The 26756-nt window shown below is 68.9% G+C and carries 28 protein-coding genes and 1 tRNA gene; 20 read left to right on the top strand and 9 right to left on the bottom strand.

The features are described from left to right. Positions 1 to 89: 89 nt before the first annotated feature. Together FN821_RS13440 and FN821_RS13435 are read right to left on the bottom strand one after the other, a co-directional pair. Positions 90 to 746: a DUF1345 domain-containing protein gene (locus tag FN821_RS13440; protein ID WP_206662127.1), complete on the bottom strand. Its 657-nt coding sequence runs from the start codon at positions 744 to 746 to the stop codon at positions 90 to 92. Positions 747 to 948: 202 nt separating this feature from the next. Then, positions 949 to 1998, bottom strand: a complete 1050-nt coding sequence (locus FN821_RS13435) for a GNAT family N-acetyltransferase (RefSeq protein ID WP_165489379.1) — start codon at positions 1996 to 1998, stop codon at positions 949 to 951. 173 nt (positions 1999 to 2171) lie between these two features. Between FN821_RS13435 and FN821_RS14330 the strand changes: the two genes are divergently transcribed. The 5 genes from FN821_RS14330 (at position 2172) to FN821_RS13415 (ending at position 9820) form a co-directional block, all read left to right on the top strand. Next, positions 2172 to 2330, top strand: coding sequence for a hypothetical protein (locus FN821_RS14330; protein WP_165489378.1), 159 nt, complete (start codon positions 2172 to 2174; stop codon positions 2328 to 2330). 135 nt (positions 2331 to 2465) lie between these two features. Beyond that, complete coding sequence (locus FN821_RS13430) at positions 2466 to 6101, top strand: efflux RND transporter permease subunit (protein ID WP_131173057.1); 3636 nt, start codon at positions 2466 to 2468, stop codon at positions 6099 to 6101. Next, on the top strand, positions 6098 to 6700 hold the full coding sequence (locus FN821_RS13425; RefSeq protein WP_131173056.1) for a hypothetical protein: 603 nt from the start codon (positions 6098 to 6100) through the stop codon (positions 6698 to 6700). Before FN821_RS13430 ends, FN821_RS13425 begins: the two co-directional genes overlap by 4 nt. 236 nt (positions 6701 to 6936) lie before the next feature. After that, on the top strand, positions 6937 to 7296 hold the full coding sequence (locus FN821_RS13420; RefSeq protein ID WP_131173055.1) for a DUF6191 domain-containing protein: 360 nt from the start codon (positions 6937 to 6939) through the stop codon (positions 7294 to 7296). Positions 7297 to 7552: 256 nt separating this feature from the next. After that, entirely contained in the window at positions 7553 to 9820 is a 2268-nt protein-coding gene (locus FN821_RS13415; RefSeq protein WP_131173054.1) for a glycoside hydrolase family 3 N-terminal domain-containing protein, read from the top strand. A gap of 109 nt (positions 9821 to 9929) precedes the next feature. Here FN821_RS13415 and FN821_RS13405 read toward each other — a convergent pair whose 3' ends face one another. The 3 genes from FN821_RS13405 to upp form a co-directional block, all read right to left on the bottom strand. Further along, positions 9930 to 10148, bottom strand: a complete 219-nt coding sequence (locus FN821_RS13405; RefSeq protein WP_131173053.1) for a zinc finger domain-containing protein — start codon at positions 10146 to 10148, stop codon at positions 9930 to 9932. Positions 10149 to 10360: 212 nt separating this feature from the next. After that, the gene (locus FN821_RS13400) at positions 10361 to 10774 is read right to left on the bottom strand and encodes a hypothetical protein (RefSeq protein WP_142640463.1); all 414 of its coding nucleotides are present in this window, start codon (positions 10772 to 10774) and stop codon (positions 10361 to 10363) included. Between the two features lie 167 nt (positions 10775 to 10941). Next, entirely contained in the window at positions 10942 to 11583 is a 642-nt protein-coding gene (upp, locus tag FN821_RS13395) for a uracil phosphoribosyltransferase (protein ID WP_131173119.1), read from the bottom strand. 93 nt (positions 11584 to 11676) lie between these two features. Here upp and FN821_RS13390 point away from each other — a divergent pair, with 93 nt between their 5' ends. From FN821_RS13390 to FN821_RS13380, 3 genes are all read left to right on the top strand, one after another. After that, on the top strand, positions 11677 to 12345 hold the full coding sequence (locus FN821_RS13390) for a tRNA adenosine deaminase-associated protein (RefSeq protein ID WP_131173118.1): 669 nt from the start codon (positions 11677 to 11679) through the stop codon (positions 12343 to 12345). A 37-nt stretch (positions 12346 to 12382) separates the two neighbouring features. Continuing rightward, positions 12383 to 12892 carry a nucleoside deaminase gene (locus FN821_RS13385; protein WP_131173117.1) on the top strand — a complete coding sequence of 170 codons (510 nt, stop codon included), beginning with the start codon at positions 12383 to 12385 and terminating at the stop codon, positions 12890 to 12892. Between the two features lie 59 nt (positions 12893 to 12951). Next, a tRNA-Ser gene (locus FN821_RS13380) sits at positions 12952 to 13040 on the top strand. 258 nt (positions 13041 to 13298) lie between these two features. On the opposite strand, the gene FN821_RS13375 is transcribed toward FN821_RS13380, so the two are convergent. Further along, entirely contained in the window at positions 13299 to 14177 is an 879-nt protein-coding gene (locus tag FN821_RS13375) for an EamA family transporter (RefSeq protein WP_131173116.1), read from the bottom strand. Positions 14178 to 14331: 154 nt separating this feature from the next. Between FN821_RS13375 and FN821_RS13370 the strand changes: the two genes are divergently transcribed. The 12 genes from FN821_RS13370 to pta all read left to right on the top strand — a co-directional run bounded on the left by FN821_RS13370 (position 14332) and on the right by pta (position 24553). After that, positions 14332 to 14622 carry a EutN/CcmL family microcompartment protein gene (locus FN821_RS13370; protein WP_131173115.1) on the top strand — a complete coding sequence of 97 codons (291 nt, stop codon included), beginning with the start codon at positions 14332 to 14334 and terminating at the stop codon, positions 14620 to 14622. A 3-nt stretch (positions 14623 to 14625) separates the two neighbouring features. Beyond that, complete coding sequence (locus FN821_RS13365; protein ID WP_131173114.1) at positions 14626 to 16083, top strand: ethanolamine ammonia-lyase reactivating factor EutA; 1458 nt, start codon at positions 14626 to 14628, stop codon at positions 16081 to 16083. A 13-nt stretch (positions 16084 to 16096) separates the two neighbouring features. Further along, the gene (locus tag FN821_RS13360; RefSeq protein WP_131173113.1) at positions 16097 to 17464 is read left to right on the top strand and encodes an ethanolamine ammonia-lyase subunit EutB; all 1368 of its coding nucleotides are present in this window, start codon (positions 16097 to 16099) and stop codon (positions 17462 to 17464) included. A gap of 3 nt (positions 17465 to 17467) precedes the next feature. After that, the gene (gene eutC / locus FN821_RS13355; protein WP_131173112.1) at positions 17468 to 18388 is read left to right on the top strand and encodes an ethanolamine ammonia-lyase subunit EutC; all 921 of its coding nucleotides are present in this window, start codon (positions 17468 to 17470) and stop codon (positions 18386 to 18388) included. A 2-nt stretch (positions 18389 to 18390) separates the two neighbouring features. Continuing rightward, positions 18391 to 19047 carry an ethanolamine utilization microcompartment protein EutL gene (gene eutL, locus FN821_RS13350; RefSeq protein WP_180319769.1) on the top strand — a complete coding sequence of 219 codons (657 nt, stop codon included), beginning with the start codon at positions 18391 to 18393 and terminating at the stop codon, positions 19045 to 19047. Positions 19048 to 19055: 8 nt separating this feature from the next. Further along, on the top strand, positions 19056 to 20543 hold the full coding sequence (locus tag FN821_RS13345) for an aldehyde dehydrogenase family protein (protein WP_131173111.1): 1488 nt from the start codon (positions 19056 to 19058) through the stop codon (positions 20541 to 20543). 124 nt (positions 20544 to 20667) lie between these two features. After that, positions 20668 to 20958, top strand: a complete 291-nt coding sequence (gene eutM / locus FN821_RS13340) for an ethanolamine utilization microcompartment protein EutM (RefSeq protein WP_131173110.1) — start codon at positions 20668 to 20670, stop codon at positions 20956 to 20958. Positions 20959 to 20969: 11 nt separating this feature from the next. Further along, positions 20970 to 21572, top strand: a complete 603-nt coding sequence (locus FN821_RS13335) for a cupin domain-containing protein (RefSeq protein WP_131173109.1) — start codon at positions 20970 to 20972, stop codon at positions 21570 to 21572. Next, entirely contained in the window at positions 21569 to 22402 is an 834-nt protein-coding gene (eutJ, locus tag FN821_RS13330; protein ID WP_241660258.1) for an ethanolamine utilization protein EutJ, read from the top strand. Before FN821_RS13335 ends, eutJ begins: the two co-directional genes overlap by 4 nt. Further along, a complete protein-coding gene (locus FN821_RS13325) occupies positions 22399 to 23025 on the top strand; it encodes a hypothetical protein (RefSeq protein ID WP_131173108.1) in 627 nt (208 codons plus the stop codon). Before eutJ ends, FN821_RS13325 begins: the two co-directional genes overlap by 4 nt. Positions 23026 to 23027: 2 nt before the next feature. Next, positions 23028 to 23327 (top strand): hypothetical protein, encoded by a 300-nt coding sequence (locus FN821_RS13320; RefSeq protein WP_131173107.1) that lies wholly within the window; start codon positions 23028 to 23030, stop codon positions 23325 to 23327. A gap of 2 nt (positions 23328 to 23329) precedes the next feature. Next, positions 23330 to 24553, top strand: coding sequence for a phosphate acetyltransferase (gene pta / locus FN821_RS13315; protein WP_131173106.1), 1224 nt, complete (start codon positions 23330 to 23332; stop codon positions 24551 to 24553). Between the two features lie 94 nt (positions 24554 to 24647). On the opposite strand, the gene FN821_RS13310 is transcribed toward pta, so the two are convergent. From FN821_RS13310 to FN821_RS13300, 3 genes are read right to left on the bottom strand one after another with little or no spacing between them, the layout of a single operon-like run. After that, complete coding sequence (locus FN821_RS13310; RefSeq protein ID WP_165489387.1) at positions 24648 to 25004, bottom strand: glycoside hydrolase family 3 C-terminal domain-containing protein; 357 nt, start codon at positions 25002 to 25004, stop codon at positions 24648 to 24650. Next, positions 24982 to 25251, bottom strand: coding sequence for a glycoside hydrolase family 3 N-terminal domain-containing protein (locus tag FN821_RS13305; RefSeq protein WP_165489386.1), 270 nt, complete (start codon positions 25249 to 25251; stop codon positions 24982 to 24984). The genes FN821_RS13310 and FN821_RS13305 overlap by 23 nt, the downstream gene beginning before the upstream one ends. A gap of 33 nt (positions 25252 to 25284) precedes the next feature. Next, positions 25285 to 25629, bottom strand: a complete 345-nt coding sequence (locus FN821_RS13300; RefSeq protein WP_131173103.1) for a hypothetical protein — start codon at positions 25627 to 25629, stop codon at positions 25285 to 25287. Between the last annotated feature and the right edge of the window lie 1127 nt (positions 25630 to 26756).

Here is a 26756-nt window from a genome sequence, read left to right as displayed (position 1 = left end):
ACGGCTGGCTGCCGCAGATCGCGGCTGATCAGGCCCTCGACGCGACGCCGCTACGACGCGGTAGGCGGCAGCGAGCTCCCATCCACCGGTTACCCGGAACTGGCCAGCTGCGAGACCAGGTTGATCGTGGACGCGATCACGATCGCGCCCAGGACGAACGACAACAAGGCATGCCGCAAGGCCGTGTGGCGCATGAGCTTGTTGGTGAACGTGGTGTCGGACACCTGATAGGTCATGCCGATCGTGAAGGCCAGATAGGCGAAGTCGCCGTAGTCGGGTGAATCGTCGTCGGGGTCATCGTCGGAGTTGAAGTCGACCCCGCCGGGGCGCGTGCCGAAGTACTCGCGCGCGTACCGAAGCATGTACAGCGTGTTCACGACGCACCACGAGGTCGCCACCGACAGGATGCCGACGATGGCGGCGGCGTCCTGACCCTGCTTGCCCCGGGACGCCACCAGCAGGACCCCGACCGCGACCACCCCGCCGAGGCTCGCGATCAGCAGGACCAGGTCCCCGACGGCCCTGCCGGGATCCTCGCGCAGGGCGTGGGTCTTCGTGCGCTCGGGGCTGAGGCGGCCGACCACGAGCCACGTCCAGAGGGAGAAGGACGCCCCAGCGGCGATCCACCCGATCAGGACCCCGGCCGTCGTGTGCGTGAGCGTGCCGGCCGCGACGGCGACGACCACGCCCAAGATGCCGGCGACGATCATGCGGAAGAGCGTCGTGTGGCTGAAACCTCGGTGCATGGCCTCATGATGCTCCCGACCACGGACAAAAGCACCGGCGGCGGCGCTGGCGGCCGCAACCCGGTTTTGGTCCCTCTCAGGGTCGCTTTGGCGTGCGTTTGCGCGGTTCGGTGCGTTGAGAGTGCGCAAAATCGGGTTGACCCTCCCAAAGGTGCGGTGGACCAGCGCAAGGATCAGGCATGGCCGCGGGCCTTCCAGGGTCCTACAGGTACTTCTCCATGAAGATCAGGTCGTCGGTCGCATAGCCGCGCCCCTCGTAGTAGCTCACGACGTCGTAGTTGTCGGCCTCGATCAGCAGGTTCACCTTGCCACCGCCCAACGCGCGGACGCCGTCCTCGACGGCCGTCAGCAGCGCGGACGCCACACCGCGTCCCTGCCAATCTGGCCTGGTCGCGAGGCGATTGATCCAGCCGCGCCGACCGTCCCAGGTGCCCAGGACGCTCCCCACGATCGAGTCGCCAGCCACCGCGACGAGCACCAGTTGCGGGTGCAGGGCTAGCACCCCCGCCAGGTCTTCTACCACCGATTCGGGACGCCCCACGTGGAGCCCCGCCTGGGCCCAGAGGGCAAACAGGGACGCCGCATCGTCGAGCTTCGCTGGCCGCAGGACGAATCCCTCGGCCAGTTTCACCACTAGATCGCGCCTGCCCCGCGGGGCGGGTGCCCGTGTGTGGGTCGCGGTGTGCCCCCGCTCGTCCGCCTGCTTTGTCACCGTCGAATCCTCATCGCCGGCGGGGCTCTTTCGGTGCCCCGCGTCACCGCGTCGCGCCTGGAGCGCCTCGGCCTCGGTGTGCCCGTGCTCGCGCCCGCGCTCGTGGTTGAACGCGTGGGTCAACCGGTCGATCTCAGTCCAGACGTCGCCGTCGACCGCGACCGCCGTGGCCGGGAACAGACCGTTCTCCTCGCGGTCGATGTGGTGCCGCAGCGTGTCCTCAAGCTCGTCGTACGCCGCCCAGTCGCCGCCCGCAATCCGGTCCAGCAGGACCCGAAACTGAACATGTTGCTCCAGCAACTCCGCGATCGTCGGCGCGAAGTACTCGTCCCGCCCGAGCTCCAAGAACAGCCCCGCCTCCTCGGACTCGTTGTGCGTGATCAACTCCTCGCGCAACGCGACCACCGCCGAACCCACGGCGACGGCGTCCGAACTCTCGATCGCCCGCCGCAGCACGCCCAACGCGTCGACGGCTTGGTAGTGCTCTTCGGAGAGCCGTCCGATCAGCGGGATCTCTCGGCAGCCGCAGTACTCGCACACGGCCACGAACCTACCCCCGCCTACGGTCGCCGACTGGCCGAGGTGAACATGACGCAACGGGTATTGGTCACGGGTGAAGCGGGGTTGGTCGGCTGGCACTGCGCGCTGGCGGGTCCAGGGCGGCCGGACGCCCCGCGACGTCGCACACCGAGTAGGCCGTCGACAGCGGCAGGATGGACGCCGCCAGCAGGGACGCCCCCGGCATCGCCCGCGACCGACGCCTCATGGGCGAGTACGTGGCCGGCCGCGCCGTGACCTCGGTCTACTACGTGGTGATCGCGGCGATCATCGTCTGCATGTCCGCGATGTTCGCGCTGCAGTTCCTGCACTGAGCCGGACGCCGGCCACCCTGATGAATTCCTACAGCCGCTGAATGATCAACCTCGGTTTTGTCGGACGCCGGACGTAGAGTGTCCAACGGTTTCATCCCCCGGACGCCCTCGTCCGAGATCGAGAGAAGGCACCAGATGACGCGGCTCACCAGCGCCAGCCTCACGCACCGCACGGTGATCGCCCTGCTCACGCTGCTGATCTCAGGTCTCGGCCTGTACGTGACTGGAGTGCTGAAGCAAGAGCTGATCCCGTCGATGGACCTGCCGCGGGCGTCCATCATCGGCATCTACCCGGGCGCGTCGCCGGAGGTGGTCGAGCGCGACGTCAGCAAGCCGATCGAGGCGGCAGTCAAGGCCGTCAACGGCGTCACGCGCGTGACGAGCGTCAGCAGCTCGGGCGTCTCCCAGGTGCGCGCGGAGTGGGATTACGGCACGAAGGCCGACAAGGTCACCAGCGACATCCGCACGGCCGTGGACGGGTTGAAGGCGTCCATGCCGAGCGAGGTCACGACGCGCGTCGCCGCGGGCAGCTTCAACGACATCCCGGTGATGATCATCGCGGTCTCCTCGGACGCCGATCCGGTCACGCTCGCCCAGGGCGTCCGCGACACGGTGCTGCCCAAGCTGAAGGCGGTCCCGAGCGTCCGCGACGTGACGCTGTCGGGGGAGCAGAAACGCCAGGTATCCGTCACCCTCAAGCAGGCCCAGATCGACGCGCTGGGGGTCGACCCCTCGACCATGGCGCAGTTCTTCACCGCGAACGCGACCGCGATTCCGGCCGGCACCGTGCTGACGGGCTCCGACAACCTGGACGTCCAAGTGGGGCACACCTGGGCGTCCGTCGACGACATCGCGAACATCCGCCTGCAGGGCACGGACGGACCGGTCCTGCTGAGCCAGGTCGCCGACGTGGTCATCGAGCCGGTGACCTCGACGTCGATCTCGCGCGTCAACGGCAAGCCGTCGCTCACGCTGATGGTCACCAAGACGGCCGAGGGCAACACGGTGACCGCCGCCAGCGGCGTCCGGGCGCTGCTGCCCGAGCTCGAAAAGTCGCTCGGCAACGGAGCCAAGTTCTCGACGGTGTTCGACCAGTCGCCGTTCATCGAGCAGTCGATCCACGACCTGAGCGTCGAGGGCGGGCTGGGGCTGGCGATGGCGATCCTGGTGATCCTGCTGTTCCTGGGATCGATCCGGCCCACGCTGATCACGGCGATTTCCATCCCGCTGAGCCTGTTCATGGCGATGATCGGGCTGTACGTGGGCGGCTACACGCTCAACATCCTGACCCTGGGCGCCCTGACCGTCGCCATCGGACGCGTCGTCGACGACTCCATCGTCGTCATCGAGAACATCAAGCGGCACGCGTCGATGGGGGAGACGGGGCGGGAGTCCATCATCAAGGCCGTCCGCGAGGTGGCCGGCGCGGTCACCAGTTCGACCCTGACGACGGTCGCCGTCTTCCTGCCCATCGGCATCGTCGGCGGCCAGGCGGGCGAGCTGTTCCGTCCGTTCGCCGTGACCGTGACGGTCGCCCTCCTGGCGTCGCTGCTGGTCTCGATGACGGTCGTTCCCGTGCTGGCGTCCTGGTTCATGAGTCGGACGCCGAAGGCTGCAGTCCCCGCCGCGGAGCCGGGCGAGGGCGGGGCCGCGGCGACGGCGTCCCAGGAGGACCACGAGACCAACACCTGGCTGCAGCGGGCGTACATGCCGGCGCTGCGCTGGGCGCTCGGGCATCGGCTGCTGACGCTCGCGCTGGCGATCGCGCTGTTCATCGGCACCGTCGCGCTCGCGCCGCGCCTCAAGACCGACTTCATCGGGGACGCGGGCCAGGTCAACTTGACGATCATCCAGGACCTGCCGGCTGGCTCGTCTCTGCAGGAGACGGACGCCGCCGCGAAGAAGATCGAGGGGGTGATCGCGTCCGAGCCGTCGGTGCAGACGTACTCCACGTCGATCGGTAGCACTGCGGGCTTCCTGGGGAGCGGGCAGGCGGACACGAACCACGCGTCCTACTCGGTCGCGCTGCTGCCTAAGAGCAAGGGCGCGATCGTTGCCGACTCGCTGCGCGCGAAGATGGCGAAGCTGGAGGGCCTCGGCACCACGCAGGTCGTGGTCGGGCAGTCGTCGTCGAACGTGATCGTCTACGTCGAGGGCAATGATCCGGCGAAGCTGAAGGCCGCCAACCAGCAAGTGCTGGACGCGATGAACTCCATCAAGGGGCTCTCGGCGGTCTCGTCCGACCTGGCCGCGAGCCGCTCGATGCTGACCGTCGACGTCGACGCCACCAAGGCCGCCTCCGCGGGCATGACGCCGGCTCAGGTCGGCATCGCGGTGACGCGGGCGGTCCGGGGGCAGAAGGTCGGCTCACTCAACGCGGGGGACGCGACCCTCGACGTCCTGCTGTTCAGCCAGAAGCCCGTGACCAGCAAGGACGCCCTCGGCGACGTCATCCTGCCGGTCACCGCCAAGCAGACGATGGACGCCCGCAAGGCCGCCGCCGACGCGGCGTCCGCGGACCAGACCGCCTACGCCAACCAGCAGAAGGCGGACGGCACCAAGGCCTACAACGACCAGGTGAAGGCGCTGGCCGACAGCAAGGCCAAGCTCAAGGCGCAGGTCAGTGATTACACGACCAAGCTGTCCCAGCTCACGGACGCGCTGGCCAAGGCCGAGGCTGCGGTAGCCGCGGCTGCGGCGGCGCCGATCCCGCCCCCGGCCCCACCGGCCACCCCGGTCACGCCCGAGCAGTTGGCAGCCGCCCAGGCGGCGGCCCAGGCCGCTGCGGCGAAGGCCGCGGCGGTGCAGCAGGCGGCGGGCCAGGCCGCGGCGCTGAAGGCGCAGGTGGCGCAGTTGTCGAGCGGACTGGCCGCCCTCCAGGGCCAGATCACGGCCCTCGACACCCAGCAGACCAAGCTCGCCGAGTCGCGGCAGAAGCAGTTGGACGCCCAGGCCAAGCAGACCGAGCTCACCAACGCTGCGAAGGACGCCGCCAAGGTCAAGGCCGGACCGTTGCGCCTGTCCGAGGTCGGCACGGTCAACCTCGTGGACGCCCCCGCGCAGGTCACCCGCGTCGACGGCGCCCGCACCGCGACGATCACGGCGACGCCGTCCGGGGCCGACCTGGGCGCGACGTCGGCTCAGCTCAAGACGGCGATCAACGCCCTGACGCTGCCGCAGGGCGTCGCGGTGCGCATCGGTGGCGTCAGCCAGCAGCAGCAGGACTCCTTCGCGCAGCTCGGCTTGGCGATGCTCGTCGCCATCGGCATCGTCTACCTGATCATGGTCGGCACGTTCGGGTCGCTGATCCAGCCGCTCATGCTGCTGGTCTCGATCCCGTTCGCGGCGACGGGCGCGCTGGGTGCGCTGTTGCTCACCGACACTCCGCTGGGCATCCCGAGCATGATCGGCCTGCTGATGCTGATCGGCATCGTCGTCACCAACGCGATCGTCCTGATCGACCTGATCAACCAGATCCGACGGCGGGGGGCCTCGGTGGACGAGGCCGTGCTCGACGGCGCCCGCCTGCGGCTGCGTCCGATCATCATGACCGCGCTGGCCACGATCATGGCGCTGATCCCCATGGGACTAGGGGTGACGGGCGGTGGCGTGTTCATCAGCAAGCCGCTGGCGGTCGTCGTGATCGGCGGACTCGTGTCGTCCACCTTCCTGACCCTGATCCTCGTGCCGGTGCTCTACGACCTCGTCGAAAAGGGACGCCTCCGCCTCGGCCGTCGTCGGTCGAGGTCGGCTGAGGGTGCGTCCGAGTGATCGAGCGCTTCCGGGGCCAGATCCTGGGCGTCGGCTCGACGAGCGGCGTCCGGGTCGTGGTCGGACGCTGGCTCGAGAGCCCCTTCGGATCGTTCGCGGACGCCATGATCGAGCGCCCGGACGGGCATCGGGTCTTGCTGGCGCCGAGCGCCGAGGTGGCCGAATTTGTGGCGTCCACGTACACGTTCGACGAGGTGCGGGTGGAGCGCTTCGTGGCCGTGGCGGAGGCGTCCGGGTGGACGGTCGTGTCGCCGTCCCTGGTGTTGTCGTCCACGTTCGGACGCCGGACCCCGCTCGGCTGGGCGTTACGTTCGGTGCCCCCTCCGGTGGCGCGGAGCCGACGCTGGGCGTCGATGGTGGACCCGATCGCTCGGGTTGCGCTGAGAGGCGTCCGGACGCGCGGTGTCGCCCGCGCCGGCCGCCGCGAGTACTACGGAGCGACCGACATGCACCGGGTGACCGCGGCGTCCGGTCGCTTCGACTGCTTGGGACTCGGCGAGTTGGCCCCTGTCGATCCCCCCTGCAACTTCGGCTTCTCCTCGACCCCGCGGACGCCGTCCGTCACCGACGTCGTGACCACGGTCGTGACGCTGACCTGAGGCACCGCCGACGTCATCGCTCTCGGCTGAGGCCGCCGACGTCGTGACCGCGCTGGTCGCGTCGGACCCAGTCCCCGGCTGTCCGCGGATCCAGGCTGGGGGAATGTTGCCATGCGTGGACTCCTTTGTTGCGCGGCGCACCTTGTGCCGATGGTGCATCCTCGCCTGTTCGACCAAGTGAGGGAAGGCTGACCTGAGTGCGGTTTGGCGGTGCCGCTCTGGGTACCCTCAGGTTCATGGGCTGGACGTGGGAGTGGTGGATGACCCTCATCGGGGTCGTCGCCGGGATCGCGGTGCTGGATCCCCTCTTGCTGTGGTGTGAGAATCGTGGCTGGATCGTCTACCGCAGCCGCCGTCCGGGGAGCGCCGGGGTGGGTGCGGGCATCGCTGGGGAGCTGATGAACCTCTTCCAGCCGACCCGCCAGGTCACCGTTGACGAGCAGAAGTGGCAGCGGACGCGCGTCGACCAGGCTGAGTCGTCCGGGTCGGCGCCCGAGCAGCGCGTGGAGATCGACCTGGACGCGGGGCACGCTTGGGTGCCGACCGATCCGGACGCCACTAGGTCCCCGGTCTCGACCGATCCGGACGCGAGGTAGATCCTGGTGCCGACCGATCCGGACGCCAGCTAGGTCCCGGTGCCGACCGATCCGGACGCCAAAGGCCCGGGTGCTGTTCCCTTCCCCTGCGCCGTCGTGGAGTCCAACGGGCCAACCCGGTTCTCGTCACTCTCAACCCACGAAACCCATGAGGTGCGTCCGAGCAGCGAGTTGAGAGGGACCTCGTCCGGGTTCGGACCTCTCGATCCAGCGAACCGCCGTAGGGTGGGCGGACCAACATCAGTAGGAGGGCGCGATGAGTCAGGTCCGTGACGAGGGCATCGAGGCGAAGGTCGAGGAACTCCTCGCCGCCATGACGTTGGAGGAGAAGGCGGGTCAGCTGACGCAGTTCTTCTACTTCTCCGAGATCGACCCGGACGCCGACGAGCAGGCGATCGGCCCGCTCGCCGACCAGCCCGCCATGGTCGAACGCGAGCTAGCGGCAGGACGCGTCGGCTCGCTGCTGTTCTGCACCCAGCCCGGCGAGATCAACCGTCTGCAGCGCCTCACGATCGAGGGCAACCGGCACGGCATCCCGGCGCTGTTCGGCTTCGACGTCATCCACGGCTTCCGGACGATCTTCCCCGTCCCGATCGCGGTGGCGGCCTCCTGGGATCCCGCCCTCGCCGAGGCCGGCCAGGCCGTCGCGGCCCGCGAGGCACGCGCGGTCGGCATCCATTGGGCGTTCGCCCCCATGGTCGACATCACCCGCGACCCGCGCTGGGGACGCATCATCGAGGGCGCCGGCGAGGATCCCGTCCTCGGCGCCGCGATGGCCGCCGCGCAGGTTCGCGGCTTCCAGGGCGGCGTTGCGCCGGGCTCGGAATTCGGAGCCGAGAGCATCATCGCCGGACCCAAACACTTCGCCGGCTACGGCTTCGCCCTCGGCGGACGCGACTACGACGAGTCGGACGTCTCGGACGCCCAGCTCTGGAACCTCGTCTTCCCGCCCTTCAAGGCCGCGGTGGACGCCGGCGCCGGCAACATCATGACCGCCTACATGGACCTCAACGGCATCCCGGCGACCGGCAACGACTGGCTGATGACCGAGGTGCTGCGCGACACGTGGGGCTTCGACGGCTTCCTGGTCAGCGACGCCAACGCGGTCCGCAGCCTGATGACCCACGGCTTCGCATCCGATCTGGACGAGGCGGGAGCCCGCGGCGTGAACGCCGGCGTCGACCTCGAGATGGCCGTCTTCGACCCCGCCTACGGCCACCTCACGGACGCCGTCGCGCGCGGCCTGGTCACCGAGAGCGCCATCGACGCCTGCGTCCGGCGCATCCTGCGCGCCAAGCTGCGCCTCGGTCTGTTCGACAGCCCCTACGTCGACGAAGCGCGCGCGGCCGAGGTCCTCAACGATCCGAGCCACCGGGATGCCGCCCGCGCGGCCGCCGTCCGCACGGCGGTGCTGCTGCAGAACGTCCCCCTCAACGGGACGCCCCTGCTGCCGCTGTCCCCCCAGAACAAGAAGATCGCCGTCGTCGGTCCCCTCGCCGATTCGCAGCGCGACACTCTCGGGCCCTGGGTCTTCGACTTCGACCTCGCCGAGACCGTCACCATCCTGGACGGGCTCAAGGCCCGAGCCGGTGACGGCGTCACCGTCGAGTACGCCCCGGGCATTCGCCCTGGTCAGCGCCACTTTCAGTCGATGTTCGACATGTGGCCCGGCAACCGACCGGCCGACCCGGAGGGCTTCGACGACGCCGCAGAACTGGACCGCGCGGCGAAGCTCGCCGCGGCGTCCGATGTCGCGATCGTCGTCCTGGGGGAGTGGCAGAACATGATCGGCGAGGCGGCCTCGCGCTCGACGCTCGACTTGCCCGGACGCCAGCTCGAACTGCTGGACGCCGTCGCCGCGACCGGCACTCCCGTCGTCGTGCTCGTGATGAACGGACGCCCCCTCGACCTGCAGCCGGTCCTCGGCAAGGCGGCGGCGATCCTGGACGTCTGGTACCCGGGCAGCCAGGGCGGCCATGCGGTCGCGTCCCTGGTGTTCGGCGACTCTAGCCCCGCCGGACGCCTGCCGTTTACGTGGCCGCGCACCGCCGGGCAGATCCCGATCGTGTATACGCACACGATCAGCCACGAGCCCGAGAACCAGTGGCGCCGCTACTGGGACATCGAGTCCACGCCGCTGTTCCCGTTCGGTCATGGCCTGTCGTACGCGTCGTTCAGCTACTCGGACGTCCGCCTGTCTGCCGAGACCATCGCGTCCGGCGAGAGCCTCACGGCGTCGGTCGACGTCACGAACACGTCCAGCGTGGACGCCGACGAGGTGGTCCAGCTCTACGTGCACCAGACGTCGGGGACGGCGTCGCGTCCGGTGCGAGCGTTGAAGGGCTTCCAGCGGGTGCACGTTCCTGCCGGCACGACGGTGACCGTCGAGTTGCCCATCGGGCCGGATCAGCTCAGCTACTGGAACGCCGCCAAGCGCGACTGGGTGCTGGACACGGCCCGCTACCAGGTCGGGATGGGCGGCTCGTCGAGCGTCGAACTGACGAAGTCCTTCGAGGTTCGCTGAGCGTCAGGCCTGGCAGTGAGGGCACCAGTACAGGGTGCGTCCGGCTGACTTGAGGGCCCGGAACGGCCGTCGAGGGTCCAGTCTTGGACTGGTCGAAGTTCGCTGAGCGTCAGGCCTGACAGCGAGGGCACCAGTACAGGGTCCGTCCGGCCAGCTTGCGCGACTGGATCGGCGCTCCGCATTCGGGGCAGGGCCGACCCGCCCGCAGGTAGATGGCGTAGGTAGGACGGAGTCTCCGCACCGTTCCGGCGTCAGCCAGAGACGCCGCAGCCCGGTCGAGGTCGGACGCCGTCGTCAGGATGCGTCCGGACTCGACTCCCCAGGGCATGATCGCGGCGAGGTCGTCCCACAGCCCCTCGATTCGATCGCGGCTGCCAGCTCGGTCAGCGCACCCGTGGGAGAGGACGCCACCGGTCGGGAGCCGAGGAACGCAGCCGCGAACCGCCTCGCCAGCGCGTGGATGGTGTGCCCTTCAGCCATGTCCGCATCCTGACAGGCGCCACGGACAGTTTTCTCGCCGGCTGCGCCGTACCGATCGGGCTACTGGCCTTGCTGAGCGATCGCCTCGGACGGCGCGACTGCGTCGTGGATGGTCTCGGCGCTGGGGCTGGCGCTTGAATCGGGGCCGGGGAGCGGTTCGCCCTCGAGGGCGCGCTCGTCAAGGGCCACGGACGCGGGAGGTCCCGCTTCGGACGCCGTCGCCGTGAGGGGGCGCTCGTCGACGGCGACGGACGCGTGATGTCCTGCCTCTGACGGGGTCGCCGCGAGGGGGATCTCGCCGGCCGCCGGCTGGGGCCGGCTTGCCAGCATTGACGCTTTCCGTCGCCGTGCACGAAGCCAGCGCGGCACCATCAGCGCGACCGCGGCCAGGCCGACCAGGGGGCCGATGAGCAGGGCGAGGCTGACGGCGAACAGTTGCTGCGCCTTGCCGCGCGCGGCGTTGGCGGCTGCCACGGCGGAGTCGACCGCATCGGCCTCGAGGCGGTTCTCGGCGGCCTTCGTTCCTCAAGCAGATGGACGCCGTGGTGCCGTCCGCGAAATCGAGCCTACGCTCGCGTCCGCCCCCGCTGCGGGCAGCGTGACAGCGTCAGACAGAGGTCTCGTCAACAATCACAGCCGTGCTACTGCGCGAGGCCGTACAGCCGGTCGCCGGCGTCCCCGAGGCCGGGCAGGATGTAGCCCTTTTCGTTGAGCCGATCGTCGATCTGGGCCACCACCAAGGTGCACGGGACGCCGATCGGGTCGACCACCGTCCGCAGGTACTCGATGCCTTCCGGGGCCGCCATCAGGCAGATGCAGGTGATGTCGTCGGCGCCGCGGTCGACGAGGAACTGAACCGTCCCGCCCAGTGAGCCGCCGGTGGCCAGCATCGGATCCAAGACGTAGCACTGGCGTCCGGAAAGATCCTGCGGCAGACGCTCGGCGTAGGTGAACGGCTGCAGGGTCTCCTCGTCGCGGACCATGCCCACGAACCCGACCTCGGCCGCCGGCATCAGGCTCATCATGCCGTCGAGCATGCCCAATCCGGCGCGCAGGATCGGCACCACCAGCGGACGCGGGTCGAGCAGCCGGACGGCCTTCGCGACGGCCAGCGGCGTCTGGACTTCGGTCTCCTCGACCCGGACGCCGCGCGTCGCCTCGTAGGCCAGCAAGGTGACCAGTTCCGCGACCAGATCGCGGAACAGCGGGGACGGAGTCTCGATATCGCGCAGGAGGCGGACCTTGTGCGCAACGAGTGGGTGGTCGACGTCGATCAGATGCACGGGACCACCTTTTCACACCGTCGGGGTGTTCGCGCCCGGGGTGTTTTCCTCGCGAGAACCTGCGACGATGGGCACCGGACGAAGGGAGCGGGGATGAGCGGACGGGTCGAGGATTTCGACGCCCAGCTGGCTGACCATGGCGACGACCGTCCTGGTCTGGACGACCTTGAGGTCGACGACTACAGCGCCCTTCAACTCGACGGTGGCGACGACGATGAGGACGCCGACGACGACGAGGCGTCCGATGACGACGCCGACGACGGCGACGACTACCCCGACGACGCGCTCGAGGACGAGATCGATCTCGTCGTCGCGCTCTACCGCGAGGACGGCAATCCGGCGTCCGTCGCTCTGCCCAAGGACCTCGCCAACGACTTCGATGAGCTGATCGAGCAGCTGCGTCGCATCCCGGGCGAGGCGGGCACGATCGGCCTGGTGTCGATCGACTCGGATTTCTTCGTTTTGGTGCGCGTCCGCGGCAAGAAGGTCGAGGTGTTGTTGTCGGACGCCTTGGCCGCCAACGATTGGCCCATCGCCCGCGACGCCGCAGATTTCCTCGGTGAGGACGTCGACGACGACGAGTCCGACGCCGGCGCCGTCGGCGACTTCGACATGTTCGCGGACGCCGGGCTCAGCGAGTTCGACCTCGAGCAGCTCTGCTCCGACCTCGACGCCGACCCCGTCGACCTCGCCGCCGACATCCTGGGCAAGATCGGGTTCAAGTCGGCGTTCAAGAAGGTCGCGTCCAGCTTCGGCCTGTGAGCCCCGTGTGACCGGTGGTACCCGTTGGCATGCCGCGATGCGGCTGGCGTTGGCTGAGGCTTCTCAGGCCGGACGCCGCGGCGACGTCCCCATCGGGGCCGTCCTGGTGGACGCCGACGGCGCAGTTTTGGCGTCCGCGGGCAACGAGCGCGAGCTGACCGGCGATCCGACCGCGCACGCCGAGGTCCTGGTCCTGCGGCGCGGAGCCGCGGCCTTGGCGGAACGATCGGTCCCTGAGCTTGTCGAAGGGTCGGTCCCTGAGCTTGTCGAAGGGCTGGCCGACGCGGACCGAACCAAGGGCTGGCGCCTGGAGGACTGCACCCTCGTCGTCACCTTGGAGCCCTGCACGATGTGCGCGGGCGCGATCGTGAACGCCCGTATCGGACAACTCGTGTTCGGCGCCTTCGACCCGAAGGCAGGCGCGGTGTCGTCGGTGCGTGATGTGGTCCGGGATCCGCGGCTGAACCACCAGGTGGCCGTGACGTCCGGCGTCCTGGCCGACGAGTGCGGCGAGGTGCTGCGGGAGTTCTTCGACCGGCTCCGCTGAGATCGTGGACGCCTGCGCCGATTGGCGTCCAGATTGGAGCGGCTTGTATTGTCTCCCGCGGTGGCGTGTCCGAGCGGCCGAAGGAGCGCGCCTCGAAAGCGCGTGAAGGGTCTCCCTTCCGTGGGTTCAAATCCCACCGCCACCGCCAAGGGGCTCTCTACAACAACGTAGGGAGCCCTTTTCGATGCGCTGGCGTCAAGGTGTTTCGGACGCGGTCCCGTTCAAGCCCGCCGAGAACTCGCCCGCCTCCCCGCGGGCGATGGCCCGACCGTTGAGCGACTCTGACCGCGCGAGGTGGTCAAGGACGGCACCGCCGACGAGTCCACCTGCCCGGACGGCGCCGGCGGACTGGGCAACAAGCTGCGCAACAAGCTGTTGTGCATCAGCCAGTCCCCTGACCTTTAGTTCACGACGTCGGACGCCGTGCCAGCAGTCTGCGCCACGGCAGCACGGCGATCCCGACGCCCGCGAGCAGGACGACGCCGCCGATAGCCTCGGCGGCGTTCGGCCGTTCTCCCAACAGGACGCCGGCCGCGACGATCCCGATCACCGGCACCAAGAGCGTGAAGGGTGCCACCTCGGCCGCGGGGTAGCGGGCGAGCAGCATGTTCCACACCGCGTAGCAGAACAGCGTCGACAGCGCGGCGGTGTAGAGCGTGGAAAGTCCTGCCGACAAGGGGAAATGAGTGACCGCCGTACCGATGGCCGCGGGTCCCTCCAGCAGCAGCGACAACACGAACAGCGGCAGCGGCACGAACAGCGAGCCCCAGACGGTGACCCCCAAGCCGGACGCCCCCTTGATCCGCCGGGCCGCGATGTTGCCGGCCGCCCACGAGAACGCCGCGGCCAGCGCGAGCAACAGCCCCAGCAGGGGAGTCGCAGCTTGGCGTCCGATCGCCACGATCGACAGGCCGAGGACGCCGACGCCGACCCCCACCAGCTGCAGCGTGCGCGGACGCTCCCGCAGCGCGACCATGGCCAGCCCCACCGTGAACAGGACCTGCGCCTGCAACACCAGAGACGCCAGCCCGGCCGGGAGGCCGACGCCCATCGCGGTGTAGAGCAGTCCGAACTGGCCCGCCGACATCAGCAGCCCCACCGCGGCCAGCTGCGACCAGGGCACGGCCGGACGCTTCACGACAAGCAGCATCGGCAAGATCACCGTGAACCGAATCGTCGCGAACAGGATCGGCGGCACGGACGCGAGGCCTACATGGATGACGACGAAGTTCAGCCCCCAGATGGCAACCACGGCCAGCGCGAGCAGGATGTGTCGGGGAGCCATGGAGCCAGAACACCAGATGTCGGGGTCGCCGCCTCACTTCGTCCGCGGGCTGGCTCGCCTCGAGGGGGGGCACCCGCCTCAGCACCCCTCCCCACAAGGGGCGAAAGGCGGTAGCGTGCGTGCTTTCCAGCAGGCTCAACCAGGGGAGTTCGGCATGAGGATCGCACGCGTGGTCGGCTCCGCCGTCTCGACCATCAAGGTCGACAGCCTCAAGGGTGCCAAGCTGCTCGTCGTCCGCTACGCCAGCGCCTCCGATGAGCCCCAAGGCGAGCCGTTCGTCGCCGTGGACGCCATCGGCGCCGGTGTGGGCGAGCTGGTCCTGCTCTCCGAGGGCTCTGCCGGACGCCACACGTCCACCACGACGACCGCCCCCGTGGACGCCGTCATCTTCGCCATCCTGGATTCGCTCGAGGTCGACGGGGTCACGACCTTCCGGAAGTCGTAGGAATTGCCCGCCCGCGAACTGCTGAGCGTCGGGATCGACGTCGGCACCACCACCACCCAGTTGGTCGCCTCGCGCCTGACGGTCACGAACCGCGCCCGCATGGGTCTTGTGCCGCGCCTCGACGTGGACGCCCGCGAGGTCCTTTACCAGAGCCCCACCCACTCCACGCCGCTCACGTCCCCGGACGAGGTGGACGTCCACCGACTCGTCGCGCTGGTCCGCGGCGACTACGCCGCCGCTGGCATCACCCCTGATCAGGTCGAGACCGGCGCCGTCATCGTCACCGGTGAGACCGCCCGGACGCGCAACGCCGAGGCCATCCTGCAGGGCCTCGCCGAGCTCGCGGGCGACTTCGTCGTCACCGTGGCCGGCCCGAATCTCGAGTCGCAGATTGCCGGACGCGGGTCCGGCGCGGCCGAGTGGTCCCGCCAGCACTACGCGACGGTCGTCACGGTCGACATCGGCGGCGGGTCGTCCAACGCGGCGGTTTTTCGCTCCGGACGCCATGCCGCCTCGGCGGCGTCCATGGTCGGTGGACGCCAGCTGACGCTGGACGCCGATGGTCGCGTCACCCACATCGCGCCTAGTGGCGTGGCGATCATCGCGGACCTCGGCATCCACGGCCTAGCCGTCGGCCAGACTGCGACGGCGGCGTCCCTGAGGAGACTGACCGACGCCATGGCCGACATCATCGTCGACCTCGTCCTGGGCATCGAGACCCCGCTGGGCAAGAAGGTGGGCCTCACGCCGCCGCTGCACCTCACGGGCCCGACGACGGCCTACTTCCTCTCCGGCGGCGTCGGACGCGCCTTCTACGATCACGATCCGGCCGACACGTTCGCCGAGATCGCCCGGTACGGCGACGTGGGTCCGCTCTTGGCGCGCTCGCTGCGCGAGAACGACCGCCTCAAGACGCTGCGCGTCGAGCGTCCCGCCCAGACCCTGCACGCCACCGTCCTGGGCGCCGCCAGCCAGCAGGTCACGCTGTCGGGTAGCACGATCTGGGCCGAGGACTCGCAACTGCCCCTCAAGAACGTGCCCGTCGTCGAGCCGCATCTGGGCGACGTCGTCCCGACCTTCGATGACTCCGGACGCCTCCAAGAGGCCATCGCCAAGGCCGTCGCGCGCTGGGATCGCAGCGAGGGCGGCGAATGGCAGGGCTGCGCGATCGCGCTCGACCTTCCGAAGGACCTGGCCTTCGGGCAGGTCCAGGCGCTGGCGTCCGCTCTGGTGGCCTTCGCCAGACAGCGCATCCCCAGGGGCAAGCCGTTGATCCTGGTCAGCGAGCAGGACTACGCGCAGGTGCTCGGCCAGACCATCAAGGGTCTGGCGGACGACCTGCCGGTCGTGGTGGTCGACCAGATCGGTCTCGGCGAGGGCGATTTCATCGACATTGGCGTGCCGCTGTTCGACGGACGCGTCGTGCCCGTGTCGGTCAAGACGTTGGTGTTCTACCAGTGAAGGGGGGTCGGCGATGAGGCTGCGGAGCACGATGTTCGGCGAGGTCTACGACTTCGGCTCCATCAAGGAGGTGCTGGCCAAGGCCAACGAGCCCAAGTCCGGCGACCAGCAGGCGGGCATCGCCGCCCGCAGCGCCGCCGAGCGGGTGGCCGCGCGCGAGGTCCTGGCCGAGATCCCCTTGTCGGCGCTGCGCGAGAACCCGGCCGTGCCGTACGAGATCGACGAGGTGACCAGGGTCATCGACGACGCCGTCAACGAGACCGTCTACAGCGAGATCAAAGGCTGGAAGGTCGGCGACTTCCGCGAGTGGATCCTCGCCAACAGCACCACCGGCGACATGATCAAGCGGGCGTCCACGGCCCTCACCGGCGAGATGGTCGCGGGCGTCACCAAGCTGATGTCCAACATGGATCTCATCGTCGGCGCCAAGAAGATCGAGATCGTCAAGCACTGCGTCAACACCATCGGACGCCGCGGCACGATCGCCTCGCGCCTCCAGCCCAACCATCCCACCGACTCGGTCGAGGGCATCCGCGCCGCGACGTACGAAGGTCTGTCGTTCGGCTCGGGAGACTCGGTGATCGGCATCAACCCGTCGGACGACTCGGTGAGCTCGGTCAGCCGCCTGCTCGAGATGACCAAGGAGGTCATCGACACCTGGGAGATCCCGACCCAGAACTGCGTCCTGGCCCACATCACCACCCAGATGGAGTGCCTCAAGCGCGGCGCCCCGGTGGGCCTGATGTTCCAGAGCCTCGCCGGCTCCCAGAAGGCCAACGAGGGCTTCGGCATCAGCGTCGGGCTGCTGGACGAGGCGTCCGCGCTGGCCAAGAAGCACTGCTGGCCCGCGGGCCCCAACTACCTGTACTTCGAGACCGGGCAGGGCACGGCGCTCAGCGCGGACGCCCATTACGACGCCGACCAGCTCACCATGGAGGCCCGCATCTACGGCCTCGCCAAGCGCTACGACCCCTACCAGGTCAACACGGTCGTGGGCTTCATCGGCCCCGAGTACCTCTACGACTCGGTGCAGATCACCCGCGCCGGCCTCGAGGACCACTTCATGGGCAAGCTGACCGGCCTCTCGATGGGCTGCGACGTCTGCTACACCAACCACGCGAAGGCCACCCAGAACGAGATCGAGAACCTGATGGTGCTGTTCGCCGCGGCGGGCGGCAGTTTCATCATGGGCATCCCGATGGGCGACGACTCGATGCTGTCGTACCAAACGACGAGCTTCCACGACATCGCCTCGATCCGCCAGGCCATGGACCTGCGCCCCCTGCCCGAGTTTGAAGCCTGGCTGGAGGGGATCGGGCTGTGGAAGGACGGCCAGCTCACCGCCGCCGCCGGCGACGCGTCCTTCTTCCTGAGGCGGTGAGAGATGAGCGATCTCGAGACTCTTGTCGCCCGCGTCCTGGCTGAACTGCGCAGTTCGGACGCCGCAGGCGCCGGTTCCGCGGTGGGCACGACGCCGACGGCGCGTCCGCAGCAGGCGGCCACGGCGTCCGGCTCTGATCTGGACATCGACGTGCCCGACCCGACGGGCGAAGCCGGACGCCTCCGCATCGGCGTCGCCAATCCCGTGGACGCCGACGCGCTCGGCAACCTGCGGCGGACCACGTCGGCGCGACTAGCGGTGGGACGCGCCGGGCCGCGTCCGCGCACGGGCTCGCTGCTGCTGTTCCAGGCCGACCACGCGGTCACCCAGGACGCGATCTACGGCGTCGTCCGCGAGGAGACGAAGGCGGCCCACGATCTGTTCAGCGTCACGTCTCAGGCCGAGGACCGGCAGACGTACCTGCTGCGTCCCGACCTCGGACGCCGCCTCTCGGACGCCGCCAAGGCCGAGATCGACAAGCGCTGCAAGAAGGGCGTCGACGTCCAGATCGTCGTCGGCGACGGGCTGAGCGCGGCGGCGATCGACAACAACCTGGCCGACATCCTGCCGGTGATCACCCAGGGCCTCAGCTCGGCCGGCTTCAGCATCGGGACGCCGTTCTTCGTCACCAACTGCCGCGTCGGGGTCATGAACGACATCAACGCGATCGTCCGGGCGAAGGTGCTGCTGCTGCTGATCGGCGAGCGCCCGGGCCTCGGCATCGCCGACGCCATGAGCGCCTACATGGGCTACGACCCGCAGCCCGGCAAGACGGACGCCGACCGCGACCTGATCTGCATGATCACCCGCGGCGGCGGCACCAACCCGCTGGAGGCCGGCGCGTACATCGTCGAGGTCATCAAGCGCATGATGAAGCATCAAGCGAGCGGCGTCCGGCTGCGCGAGATCGTCGGAGAGGAGTAGCCATGGCCGTGCTCGATCCCATCAAGCCGACGATCCTGGCCGTCCGGATCATCCCCAACATCGACCGCGGGCTCGCCGCGAAGATCGGCCTCGCCGACCACCACCGCGCGGTCGGCCTGATCACCTGCGACATCGACGACGCCCTGTACGTCTCGCTGGACGAGGCGACCAAGATGGCCGAGGTCGACGTCGTCTACGCCAAGAGCTTCTACGCGGGCTCGGCGCACGCGTCCGGACCGCTCTCGGGCGAGATCATCGGCATGCTGGCTGGCCCGTCGACGGCCGAGGTGCGCGCCGGGGTGGACGCCTGCGTCGCCTACGCCGAGGCCGAGGCCTGGTTCTACTCGGCCAACGCTGACGGCTCGCTCGCGTTCTTCCCGCACCTCATCAGCGCCACCGGCAGCTATCTGTCGGACGCCGCCGGCGTCGACGTGGGTGCCCCGCTGGCCTACCTGATCGCGCCTCCGTTGGAGGCGACGTTTGCCCTGGACGCCGCGATGAAGGCTGCGGACGTCGAGATGAGGGAGTGGTTCGCGCCGCCGTCCGAGACGAACTTCTCGGGTGCGTTGCTCACGGGCGCGCAGTCGGCGTGCAAGGCGGCCTGCCAGGCGTTCCAAGACGCCGTTGTCGACGTGGCGTCCGCGCCCACGATCTATTAGGAGGCGTCATGGACTCTGATCTCCGCTCGATCCAGCAGGCGCGCGACCTCGCGACGGCCGCGCGCGAGGCCATGCGCTCGTTCCAGTTCACCGAACAGGCGGCGGTTGACCGCATCTGTAAGGCGATGGTGGACGCCGCCATGCGCGAAGCCGGACGCCTCGGGCAGCTGGCCCACGACGAGACCGGCTTCGGCTACCCGAATCACAAGAAGCTCAAGAACGAGTTTGCGGCGGCGGGGGTGTGGGAGTCGATCAAGGACACCCCGACCTGCGGCGTCCTGCGTCGGGACGAGGCCAAGAAGGTCGTCGAGATCGGCGCACCGGTCGGCGTCATCGTGGCGCTCTCGCCGTCGACGAACCCGACCTCGACGGCGATCTTCAAGATCCTGATCGGGGTGAAGGCGCGCAACGCGGTCATCGTGGCGCCGCACCCGAGCGCCAACACGTGCACGAACGAGGCCGTCCGCGTCATGGCCGCCGCCGGCGAGGCTGCGGGCATGCCGAAGGGCCTGGTCAGCTGCATGGACGAGCTGTCCATCGCGGGCACCAACGAGCTGATGAACCACCACGCGACGTCGCTGATCCTGGCCACGGGTGGTCCGGGCATGGTCACTGCGGCGCACAGCGTCGGCAAGCCCGCCATCGGCGTCGGCCCGGGCAACGTGCCCGCCTACGTCGACCGAACGGCCGACATCGCGACTGCGGCCCGGATGATCGTCGAGTCCAAGTCGTTCGACTGCTCCACGATCTGCGCCACCGAGCAGTGCGTCATCGCGGACGCCCCCATCGCCGACCAGCTGCGCAGCGCGATGAAGGCGATGGGCGCGCATTGGCTGACGCCCGAGGAGGCCGACAAGCTCGGCTCGCAGATGTTCCGTCCGAACGGCATGCTGAACGGCTCGTACGCCGGACGGACGCCGCAGCAGGTCGGCAAGCTGGCGGGCATCTCGGTGCCGGATTCGGCCCGCATCCTGGTCGCGGATCTCGCCGGCGTGGGGCCCAAGTTCCCCCTCTCGCGGGAGAAGCTGACCCCGGTGCTCGGCTTCATGGTCGCCGACGGCTGGCACGCGGGCTGCGAGAAGGCGGTCGAGCTGCTCAAGTTCGGCGGCGACGGGCACTCGGTCGTGATCCATTCGCGTGACGAGGAGGCCATCTTGGCCTTCGGCATCCAGAAGCCCGCCTTCCGGATCCTCGTCAACACGTGGGGCAGCCTCGGCGGCGTCGGCGCGACGACCGGCATCAAGCCGTCGATGACGCTGGCCCCCGGCGGCATGGGCGGCGCGGTGATCTCCGACAACGTCTCCGTCGAGCACGTCCTGAACATCAAGCGCATCGCGTACCACCTGCACGACGCCCCGGCGGTCGCCCAAGCCTGGAAGGGCGGGCCGTCCGCGGCGTCCGCCTTCTCCGCTCCGGGGCACCTGCCGCAGCGCTCCAGCGATGCCGAGATGATCGAGCGCGTCGTCCACCTCGTCCTGAAAGAGATGGGCCGGTGAGTAGCCCATGATCGAGACCAAGCAGCGCCGACGGCGTCCAACCGAGACCGCGACCGCGGTCGCCCCCGTTCCCACAACTGAATACCCAGCAAGCCCAGCAGTAAGTAACCAAAGGAGTACTCCCATGGCAGACGTCCAGATGATCGCCCTCGGCATGGTCGAGACCCGGGGCCTGATCGGGGCCATCGAGGCCGCCGACGCGATGGTCAAGGCCGCGAACGTCAAGCTCATCGGCAAGGAGCAGATCGGCTCGGCGTACGTGACCGTCATGGTCCGCGGCGACGTCGGTGCCGTCAAGGCAGCGACGGACGCCGGTGCCGCCGCCGCTGCCCGCGTCGGTGAGCTGGTGTCGGTGCACGTGATCCCGCGTCCCCACGGCGACGTCGAGGCCATCCTGCCCAAGGCGCAGGCCTGATCGTTTAGCCCATGGGTCGGACCATCATCACGACGGCTGACGTGCGCGCAGCCGGTCGGGGAGGGCAGTTGAGCTTCCCCGACAACGCCATCGTCACGGCCGCGGCTGCAGAGCTCGCTGCCGACCATGGCGTGGCTCTGCTGCGCGGAAACGGCACCACGGGGGCGTCCGCGCCGGCGGCGTCCGGTCAGCTGGCGGACCAGGTCCGGGCGATCGTGACGGCCCTGCTGGCCGGGCAGGGTGGTGCGCCGCCGGGGCGGCGCGGGGTGAAGGCCGTAGCGCAGCGCGACGTGACCTTGGAGAAGTTCGGTTACCCCGGTCCGCCGCCGGGCATGGACGTGCGCACCGCGGACGTCGTGACCGGGGCCGACGGGGCGCCGATGGCGGCCGGCTACATGACGCTGACCGCGGGATCCTTCCCGTGGACGCTCAACTACGACGAGGTGCAGATCGTGCTCGAGGGCGAGCTGCACATCGGGACGCCGGACGGCGTCCGCGTGGGGCGTCCGGGCGACGTGCTGTACGTGCCGAAGGGCTCCACGATCACCTTCTCGACGCCGACCTGGGCCAAGTTCGTCTACGTGACGTACCCGGCCGACTGGGAGTCGCAGTGAAGGTCGACAAAACGATGCGCCTAGCCGCGGCCCGATTGAAGGGCAAACGGCCGATCGAGCGGGACGTGGGCATCCGTGTCGGGGTCGACCTCGGCACCGCCTACACGGTCGTCATGGTGACGGACGCCGACGGCGTTCCGTTGGCCGGGGCGTCAGTGTTCGCCGACGTCGTCCGCGACGGCATCGTCTGGGACTTCGCCGGGGCGACGCGCGTCGTCACCGAGCTGAAGGACGCCGTGGAGCGCCGCACCGGACGTCGGCTCACGGCCGGGGCCGTGACGATCCCGCCGAGCGTGTCGGCGTCCGATCATCGGGCCCACGGCTACGTGCTGGAGGGGGCTGGCATCGCCTGCACCGCCGTCGTGGACGAGCCGACGGCCGCCAACGCGGTGCTCGGGGTGCGCGACGGGGCCGTGGTCGACATCGGCGGCGGCACGACCGGGGTGGCGATCCTGCGCGACGGGCAGGTCGTCGCGACCCACGACGAGCCCAGCGGCGGGACGCATCTGTCACTGGTCATCGCCGGGGCGCTCGGGGTGTCGTTCGAAGAGGCCGAGAAGCTCAAGTGCGACCCGGCCAACCACGCGCGGCTGCTGCCGATCGTGACGCCCACGCTCGAAAAGGTGTCGACGATCGTCCGCACCGGCATCGCCGGGCACCGCGTCGAACACCTGTATCTGGTCGGCGGCACCGCCGCCTTCGCGGGCATCGCGCCCGTCATGACCCGCATCACCGGGGTGCCCTGCGAGGTCGCCCCCGAACCCATGTTGGTCACGCCGCTGGGCGTGGCCTCGTTTGCCGACGTCCTCACCGAGGGAGCCTTCCGATGACCGATCCCGCCAACTTCCAGCTGCGCACCTTCTGCCACCTGGACCGCATGCAGCCGCAGTTCGCGGCCTTCATGGGCACGATCTCCCAGGGCGATCCGCCCGTCGAGGGCATGGCGTCGCTGTACGTCGAGATGGCGCCCGGCAACTGGGTGTTCAAGGTGGTCGACAAGGTGGTGAAGGCCACGGACGTTCGTCCGGGGGCGCAGATCGTCGAGCGTCAGTACGGCATGTTCGAGGTGCACTCGCTCTCGCAGGCCGACGTGCTGCGGGCCGGCGACGTCGTGTTGGAAGAGCTGGGTCTTCCGATGACGTCGCGGCTGCGCCCGAAGCTGGCGTCCGAACAGATCATCACCAACGTGAACCCGTACCAGGCCCAGTTGCTCAATCGTTTCAATCGCGGGACGATGCTCGTGGCCGGCCAGACCTTGATGGTGCTCGAGGTCGAGCCGGCCGCCTACATCACACTCGCCGCGAACGAGGCCGAGAAGGCGTCCCCGGTGTTCCTGAACCACCTGTCGTCGGTCGGCGTGTTCGGACGGCTGTGGATGTCCGGCGGGGAGTCCGACATCCTGGCCGCCCGCAACGCGGCCGTCGGCGCCATCGAAGCGATCACGGGCCAGTAGCCATGGGCCGCGTCGTCATCACCAAAGAGACCGTCCAGGGCTTCGTCGCCCAGGGCCTCGGCTCGCACCAGGTGCCCGCGGGGGCGATCGTCACCGACTCGGCCAAGGAATTCGCCCGCGACAAGGGCTTCTCCTTGGTCTTCTCGGACGCCGCGCTCGCGGCCCCGCGTCCGGTCGGGGTGGCGCCGGCGGCGTCCAACTCGGACCTGGCCCGGCGGGTGCGGTCGGCGGTCATCGCCCAACTCGGGCACGCGCCCGAGGGCTTGGACGCCGTGATCGCCAAGGTCCTGGCGTCGCTGTAGCCATGACGAACTCGGTCCAGGTCACGGCGGCGTCCGGTGGGGTCGCCGCGATCCTGGACGCCCTGGATCCTGCCTTGTCGTTGGTGGTCGCGCCCGAGCGGGTGGACGTCGTGCTCGGGCTGGTCTTCGCGCGGGAGCTGGGGCGTCCGCTGCCGCGGGCGGTCGTCGTGACGGGTTCGCTGCCGGACGACGTGATCGCGCTGTGGAACTCCCGCGTGCCGGACGTGCCGCTGGTCTGCACGGAGGCGGCGATCCACGAGTTCGAGCACGAGGTGCTGGCGTCCGCGAAGCGAGCCAACCGGCACGTGGTGCTGCCCGAAGGCACCGAGCCGCGGGTGCTGAAGGCCGCTGCGCACCTGCTGGCGAGGGGAATCGTCCGGCTGACGCTGCTGGGGAACGCCGCCGAGGTGGCGGCGACGGCGTCCGAGTTCGGGTTGGACGTGAGTGCGGCGACCGTTATCGACCCCGAGACGGATGCCTTGCGGAGGCGGTTCGCCGATGAGTACGCGGAGCTGCGCAAGGCCAAGGGCGTGACGCCGGAGCAGGCGTTCGAGCGCATGGCGGACGTGTCGTACTTCGGCACGATGATGGTCGCCGATGGGCTGGCCGACGGCATGGTGTCGGGGGCGGTGCACACCACGGCGCACACGATCCGCCCGGCGTTCGAGATCATCAAAACCGCGCCCGGCGTCTCAGTGGTGTCGTCGGTGTTCTTCATGTGCCTGCCCGACAAGGTGCTGGCCTTCGGTGACTGCGCGGTGAACCCGAACCCGACGCCGGAGCAACTCGCGCAGATCGCGGTGACCTCGGCGCGGACGGCCAAGCAGTTCGGCATCGAGCCGCGAGTGGCGCTGCTGTCGTACTCGACGGGCACGTCGGGATCCGGGCCGGACGTGGACCGGGTCGTCGAGGGGACGAAGCTGGCTCAGGCGCTGGACCCCTCGTTGGCGATTGACGGACCCATGCAATTGGACGCCGCGATCGTTCCCGAGGTGGCCCGGACGAAGGCGCCGAACTCGGCGGTCGCCGGGCGGGCGACGGTGCTGATCTTCCCGTCGCTGGACGCCGGCAACATCGCGTACAAGGCTGTCCAGCGGACGGCCGGTGCGCTCGCGATCGGGCCGGTCTTGCAGGGGCTGAACAAGCCCATCAACGACCTCTCGCGAGGGGCTACGGTCCCGGACATCATCAACACCGTCGCGATCACGGCGTTGCAGGCGGTGTAGGGGCTTCGACAAGCTCAGCCAACTGCGACGGCTCTGGGCTCTCGTTCGCTGAGCTTGTCGAAGGGCTCAGATCCGCGCGTAGCGGCGCGTCCGGTCATCGCTGATGCGTCCGGACCAGTTGAGCCCCGTACCCGAAGTCGTAGCTGTTGCCCGCCGCATCCGTGTAAACCGCGTAGTCAAAGCCCAGATCCTCGCAGTGGGCCTCCACGGTTTCCATGGACGCCGGCAGCGGCAGCGGCAGCAACCCGGACGGCTCGTACGACCCAGCGATCACGTCCCAGACGGACCGGGACGAGACGCCCAGGTCGACCAGGATCGCGTCCGCGTAGGGCTCGATCTCGGTCAGCACCGGCGGGTGATGCAGCCGCAGCACGACGATCACGGGACGCTCGCCCATCGCCTCGCGCGCAGCGCGGACCAGGTCGGCGTCACCCGAGTTCGCTGCCGTCACCGTCCTGGTCCTCGAGGCGCAGCCAGCGCGGGTCGGTGCCCAGATCGGCCTGGGGCCCGAGCGCGGTGGTGATGCCGAGCGCACGGTACTCGCGCGAGATGATCGAGGCGTACGTGCGGCAGGCGTCCGGGTCGAAGAGTGCGGCCATGCCGAGCCCCTCGGGCCAGCGCGAGATCGCCAGGCTGGTCGACTTGAACTCAGCAGTCGTCTCGGCGGCGCCGTTGCGCGGATCCGACGACGTGTTCACCGGGACGCCGAACGGCAGCTCCTCCGCCAGGGCCTACAGCTCGTTGTTCCAGCGGGCCGCAGTGGCGGCGTCCGTCGCCTGCATCAATAGCACGTGCCTGATCTGGTCGTCCGCGAGCATGGTGCGCTGCTGGTCCGATAGGGCGTGCGGCGCGATGGCGGCGTCCGAGAAGGGGCGTCCGGCATAGGTGCCCGCGAACGGGCCGCCCTCGGGGGCGGGCACGCTTTGGTGCCGGCTGTAGAGCATCAGCCCGGCCAGAGCCTCGATCGGCAGCCGGGACGCGAGGTCCGCGGCGCGCGCGTCGGCGTCCAAGCGCCAGTCCTCGTACGGCAGCAGGACGCCGCCGCGCGAGCTGTTCTTGAACAGCAGCCCGTCCACGGTGATGACGGGCGCGGAGGTGGTGACGACCTCCGGGCCGTCGGGCCGTCGGGCTGGCTGTGGTGCTGCATGAGTTGCTACTAGAGAGCCGCGGACTCGGTGCCGAAGGCGTCGGGACTCGCCAGGGCGCGTCCGCGGATGTCGTCGAGGATCACAATGATGCCACTGTGTCGGGGTGTCGGTTCGCTGGCCTTTGATCTACCCTGGGTAACCTGTTTGTCGCGGTCCCAAGTTGGGTCCGGTAGCGGGAAGCTGAAAGAGCGCTTTTCGTTCTGAGTCTTCCGAGAGGGTCTCCAGTTGGTAGCTGGGGGCCCTCTCACCGTCTCTGAAGTTGTTCGAAGTCGATCTTCGCGGCACCGTCACGTGACTCTGAGTAGGCGCGCCGACGACCTGGGCCCTCCCTGCTTGCGAGTGGCCCCTCCTGGGTCCTGAGGTGCGAGTCACCCCTCTGTCTGCACCCGGTGTTTCCGGGAAAAATGCCTCTTGACGCATGAGCCTGCGTACTCCCATCCTTAGCTATGAGAAAAGCACCCCTGATCTTCTTCTCGGCTGCATTGCTCGCAGCAAGCGCTTTTGTGAGCCCAGCCGCTTCCGCGAACCCCCTGTCAAACGGATGCTCATACAACGTCCGTGAACTCGTCGGTCCAGACAAGATTTCCCTTGGACGTGCGGGCGAGACTTCTCAGACAGTTGGACGAAATGGCGGAGACGACGCGCTGTCAACATACCGAACTAGGGTTGGTGGAAAAGACGTCACAGTGACCATTCTCCGTGGCATTTCTGATTCTGATGCCACTCGGGCCGTCGATTCCATGCAAGCTCAATGGAATGAGCTCGCTAAGAAGTCTCTTGGTCCACAAGAAGAGGAAACTGGTATCCGATCAGTGAATGCCGCGCCCGTCTCTGGAACGATGGAAACCGTTTCAATTAGTGTGGATGATGACTCAGGAACGGTTGAAGTATCCGCTCCGCAAGGCTCTCAAGTGGTTGGCAATTCCGGAAGGACCACTGGTTGCACACGAGTGGCAAAAGGGCTCTTCACAATCCAGGGTGTAGGTGGGGTCTGAAGCCGCCGGTTTCGAGTAGTGATCTGGCGATGTAGTGGGTGAGGTTCCGGAAGCCGAGGG

The sequence above is a fragment of the Propioniciclava tarda genome (assembly GCF_900182665.1).
GTDB classification, from domain to species: domain Bacteria; phylum Actinomycetota; class Actinomycetes; order Propionibacteriales; family Propionibacteriaceae; genus Propioniciclava; species Propioniciclava tarda.
Note: the sequence above shows the minus strand (reverse complement) of the source record. Positions and strands in the feature narration are given on the sequence as shown.

What these genes read in the sequence shown, in the direction of transcription:
- FN821_RS13440 (WP_206662127.1), bottom strand. Translation starts at nt 746, where the DNA reads ATGCACCGAGGTTTCAGCCACACGACGCTCTTCCGCATGATCGTCGCC.
- FN821_RS14330 (WP_165489378.1), top strand. Translation starts at nt 2,172, where the DNA reads ATGGACGCCGCCAGCAGGGACGCCCCCGGCATCGCCCGCGACCGACGC.
- FN821_RS13430 (WP_131173057.1), top strand. Translation starts at nt 2,466, where the DNA reads ATGACGCGGCTCACCAGCGCCAGCCTCACGCACCGCACGGTGATCGCC.
- FN821_RS13420 (WP_131173055.1), top strand. Translation starts at nt 6,937, where the DNA reads ATGGGCTGGACGTGGGAGTGGTGGATGACCCTCATCGGGGTCGTCGCC.
- FN821_RS13415 (WP_131173054.1), top strand. Translation starts at nt 7,553, where the DNA reads ATGAGTCAGGTCCGTGACGAGGGCATCGAGGCGAAGGTCGAGGAACTC.
- FN821_RS13405 (WP_131173053.1), bottom strand. Translation starts at nt 10,148, where the DNA reads ATGCCCTGGGGAGTCGAGTCCGGACGCATCCTGACGACGGCGTCCGAC.
- FN821_RS13390 (WP_131173118.1), top strand. Translation starts at nt 11,677, where the DNA reads ATGAGCGGACGGGTCGAGGATTTCGACGCCCAGCTGGCTGACCATGGC.
- FN821_RS13385 (WP_131173117.1), top strand. Translation starts at nt 12,383, where the DNA reads ATGCGGCTGGCGTTGGCTGAGGCTTCTCAGGCCGGACGCCGCGGCGAC.
- FN821_RS13375 (WP_131173116.1), bottom strand. Translation starts at nt 14,177, where the DNA reads ATGGCTCCCCGACACATCCTGCTCGCGCTGGCCGTGGTTGCCATCTGG.
- FN821_RS13370 (WP_131173115.1), top strand. Translation starts at nt 14,332, where the DNA reads ATGAGGATCGCACGCGTGGTCGGCTCCGCCGTCTCGACCATCAAGGTC.
- FN821_RS13360 (WP_131173113.1), top strand. Translation starts at nt 16,097, where the DNA reads ATGAGGCTGCGGAGCACGATGTTCGGCGAGGTCTACGACTTCGGCTCC.
- eutC (WP_131173112.1), top strand. Translation starts at nt 17,468, where the DNA reads ATGAGCGATCTCGAGACTCTTGTCGCCCGCGTCCTGGCTGAACTGCGC.
- eutL (WP_180319769.1), top strand. Translation starts at nt 18,391, where the DNA reads ATGGCCGTGCTCGATCCCATCAAGCCGACGATCCTGGCCGTCCGGATC.
- FN821_RS13345 (WP_131173111.1), top strand. Translation starts at nt 19,056, where the DNA reads ATGGACTCTGATCTCCGCTCGATCCAGCAGGCGCGCGACCTCGCGACG.
- eutM (WP_131173110.1), top strand. Translation starts at nt 20,668, where the DNA reads ATGGCAGACGTCCAGATGATCGCCCTCGGCATGGTCGAGACCCGGGGC.
- FN821_RS13335 (WP_131173109.1), top strand. Translation starts at nt 20,970, where the DNA reads ATGGGTCGGACCATCATCACGACGGCTGACGTGCGCGCAGCCGGTCGG.
- FN821_RS13325 (WP_131173108.1), top strand. Translation starts at nt 22,399, where the DNA reads ATGACCGATCCCGCCAACTTCCAGCTGCGCACCTTCTGCCACCTGGAC.
- FN821_RS13320 (WP_131173107.1), top strand. Translation starts at nt 23,028, where the DNA reads ATGGGCCGCGTCGTCATCACCAAAGAGACCGTCCAGGGCTTCGTCGCC.
- pta (WP_131173106.1), top strand. Translation starts at nt 23,330, where the DNA reads ATGACGAACTCGGTCCAGGTCACGGCGGCGTCCGGTGGGGTCGCCGCG.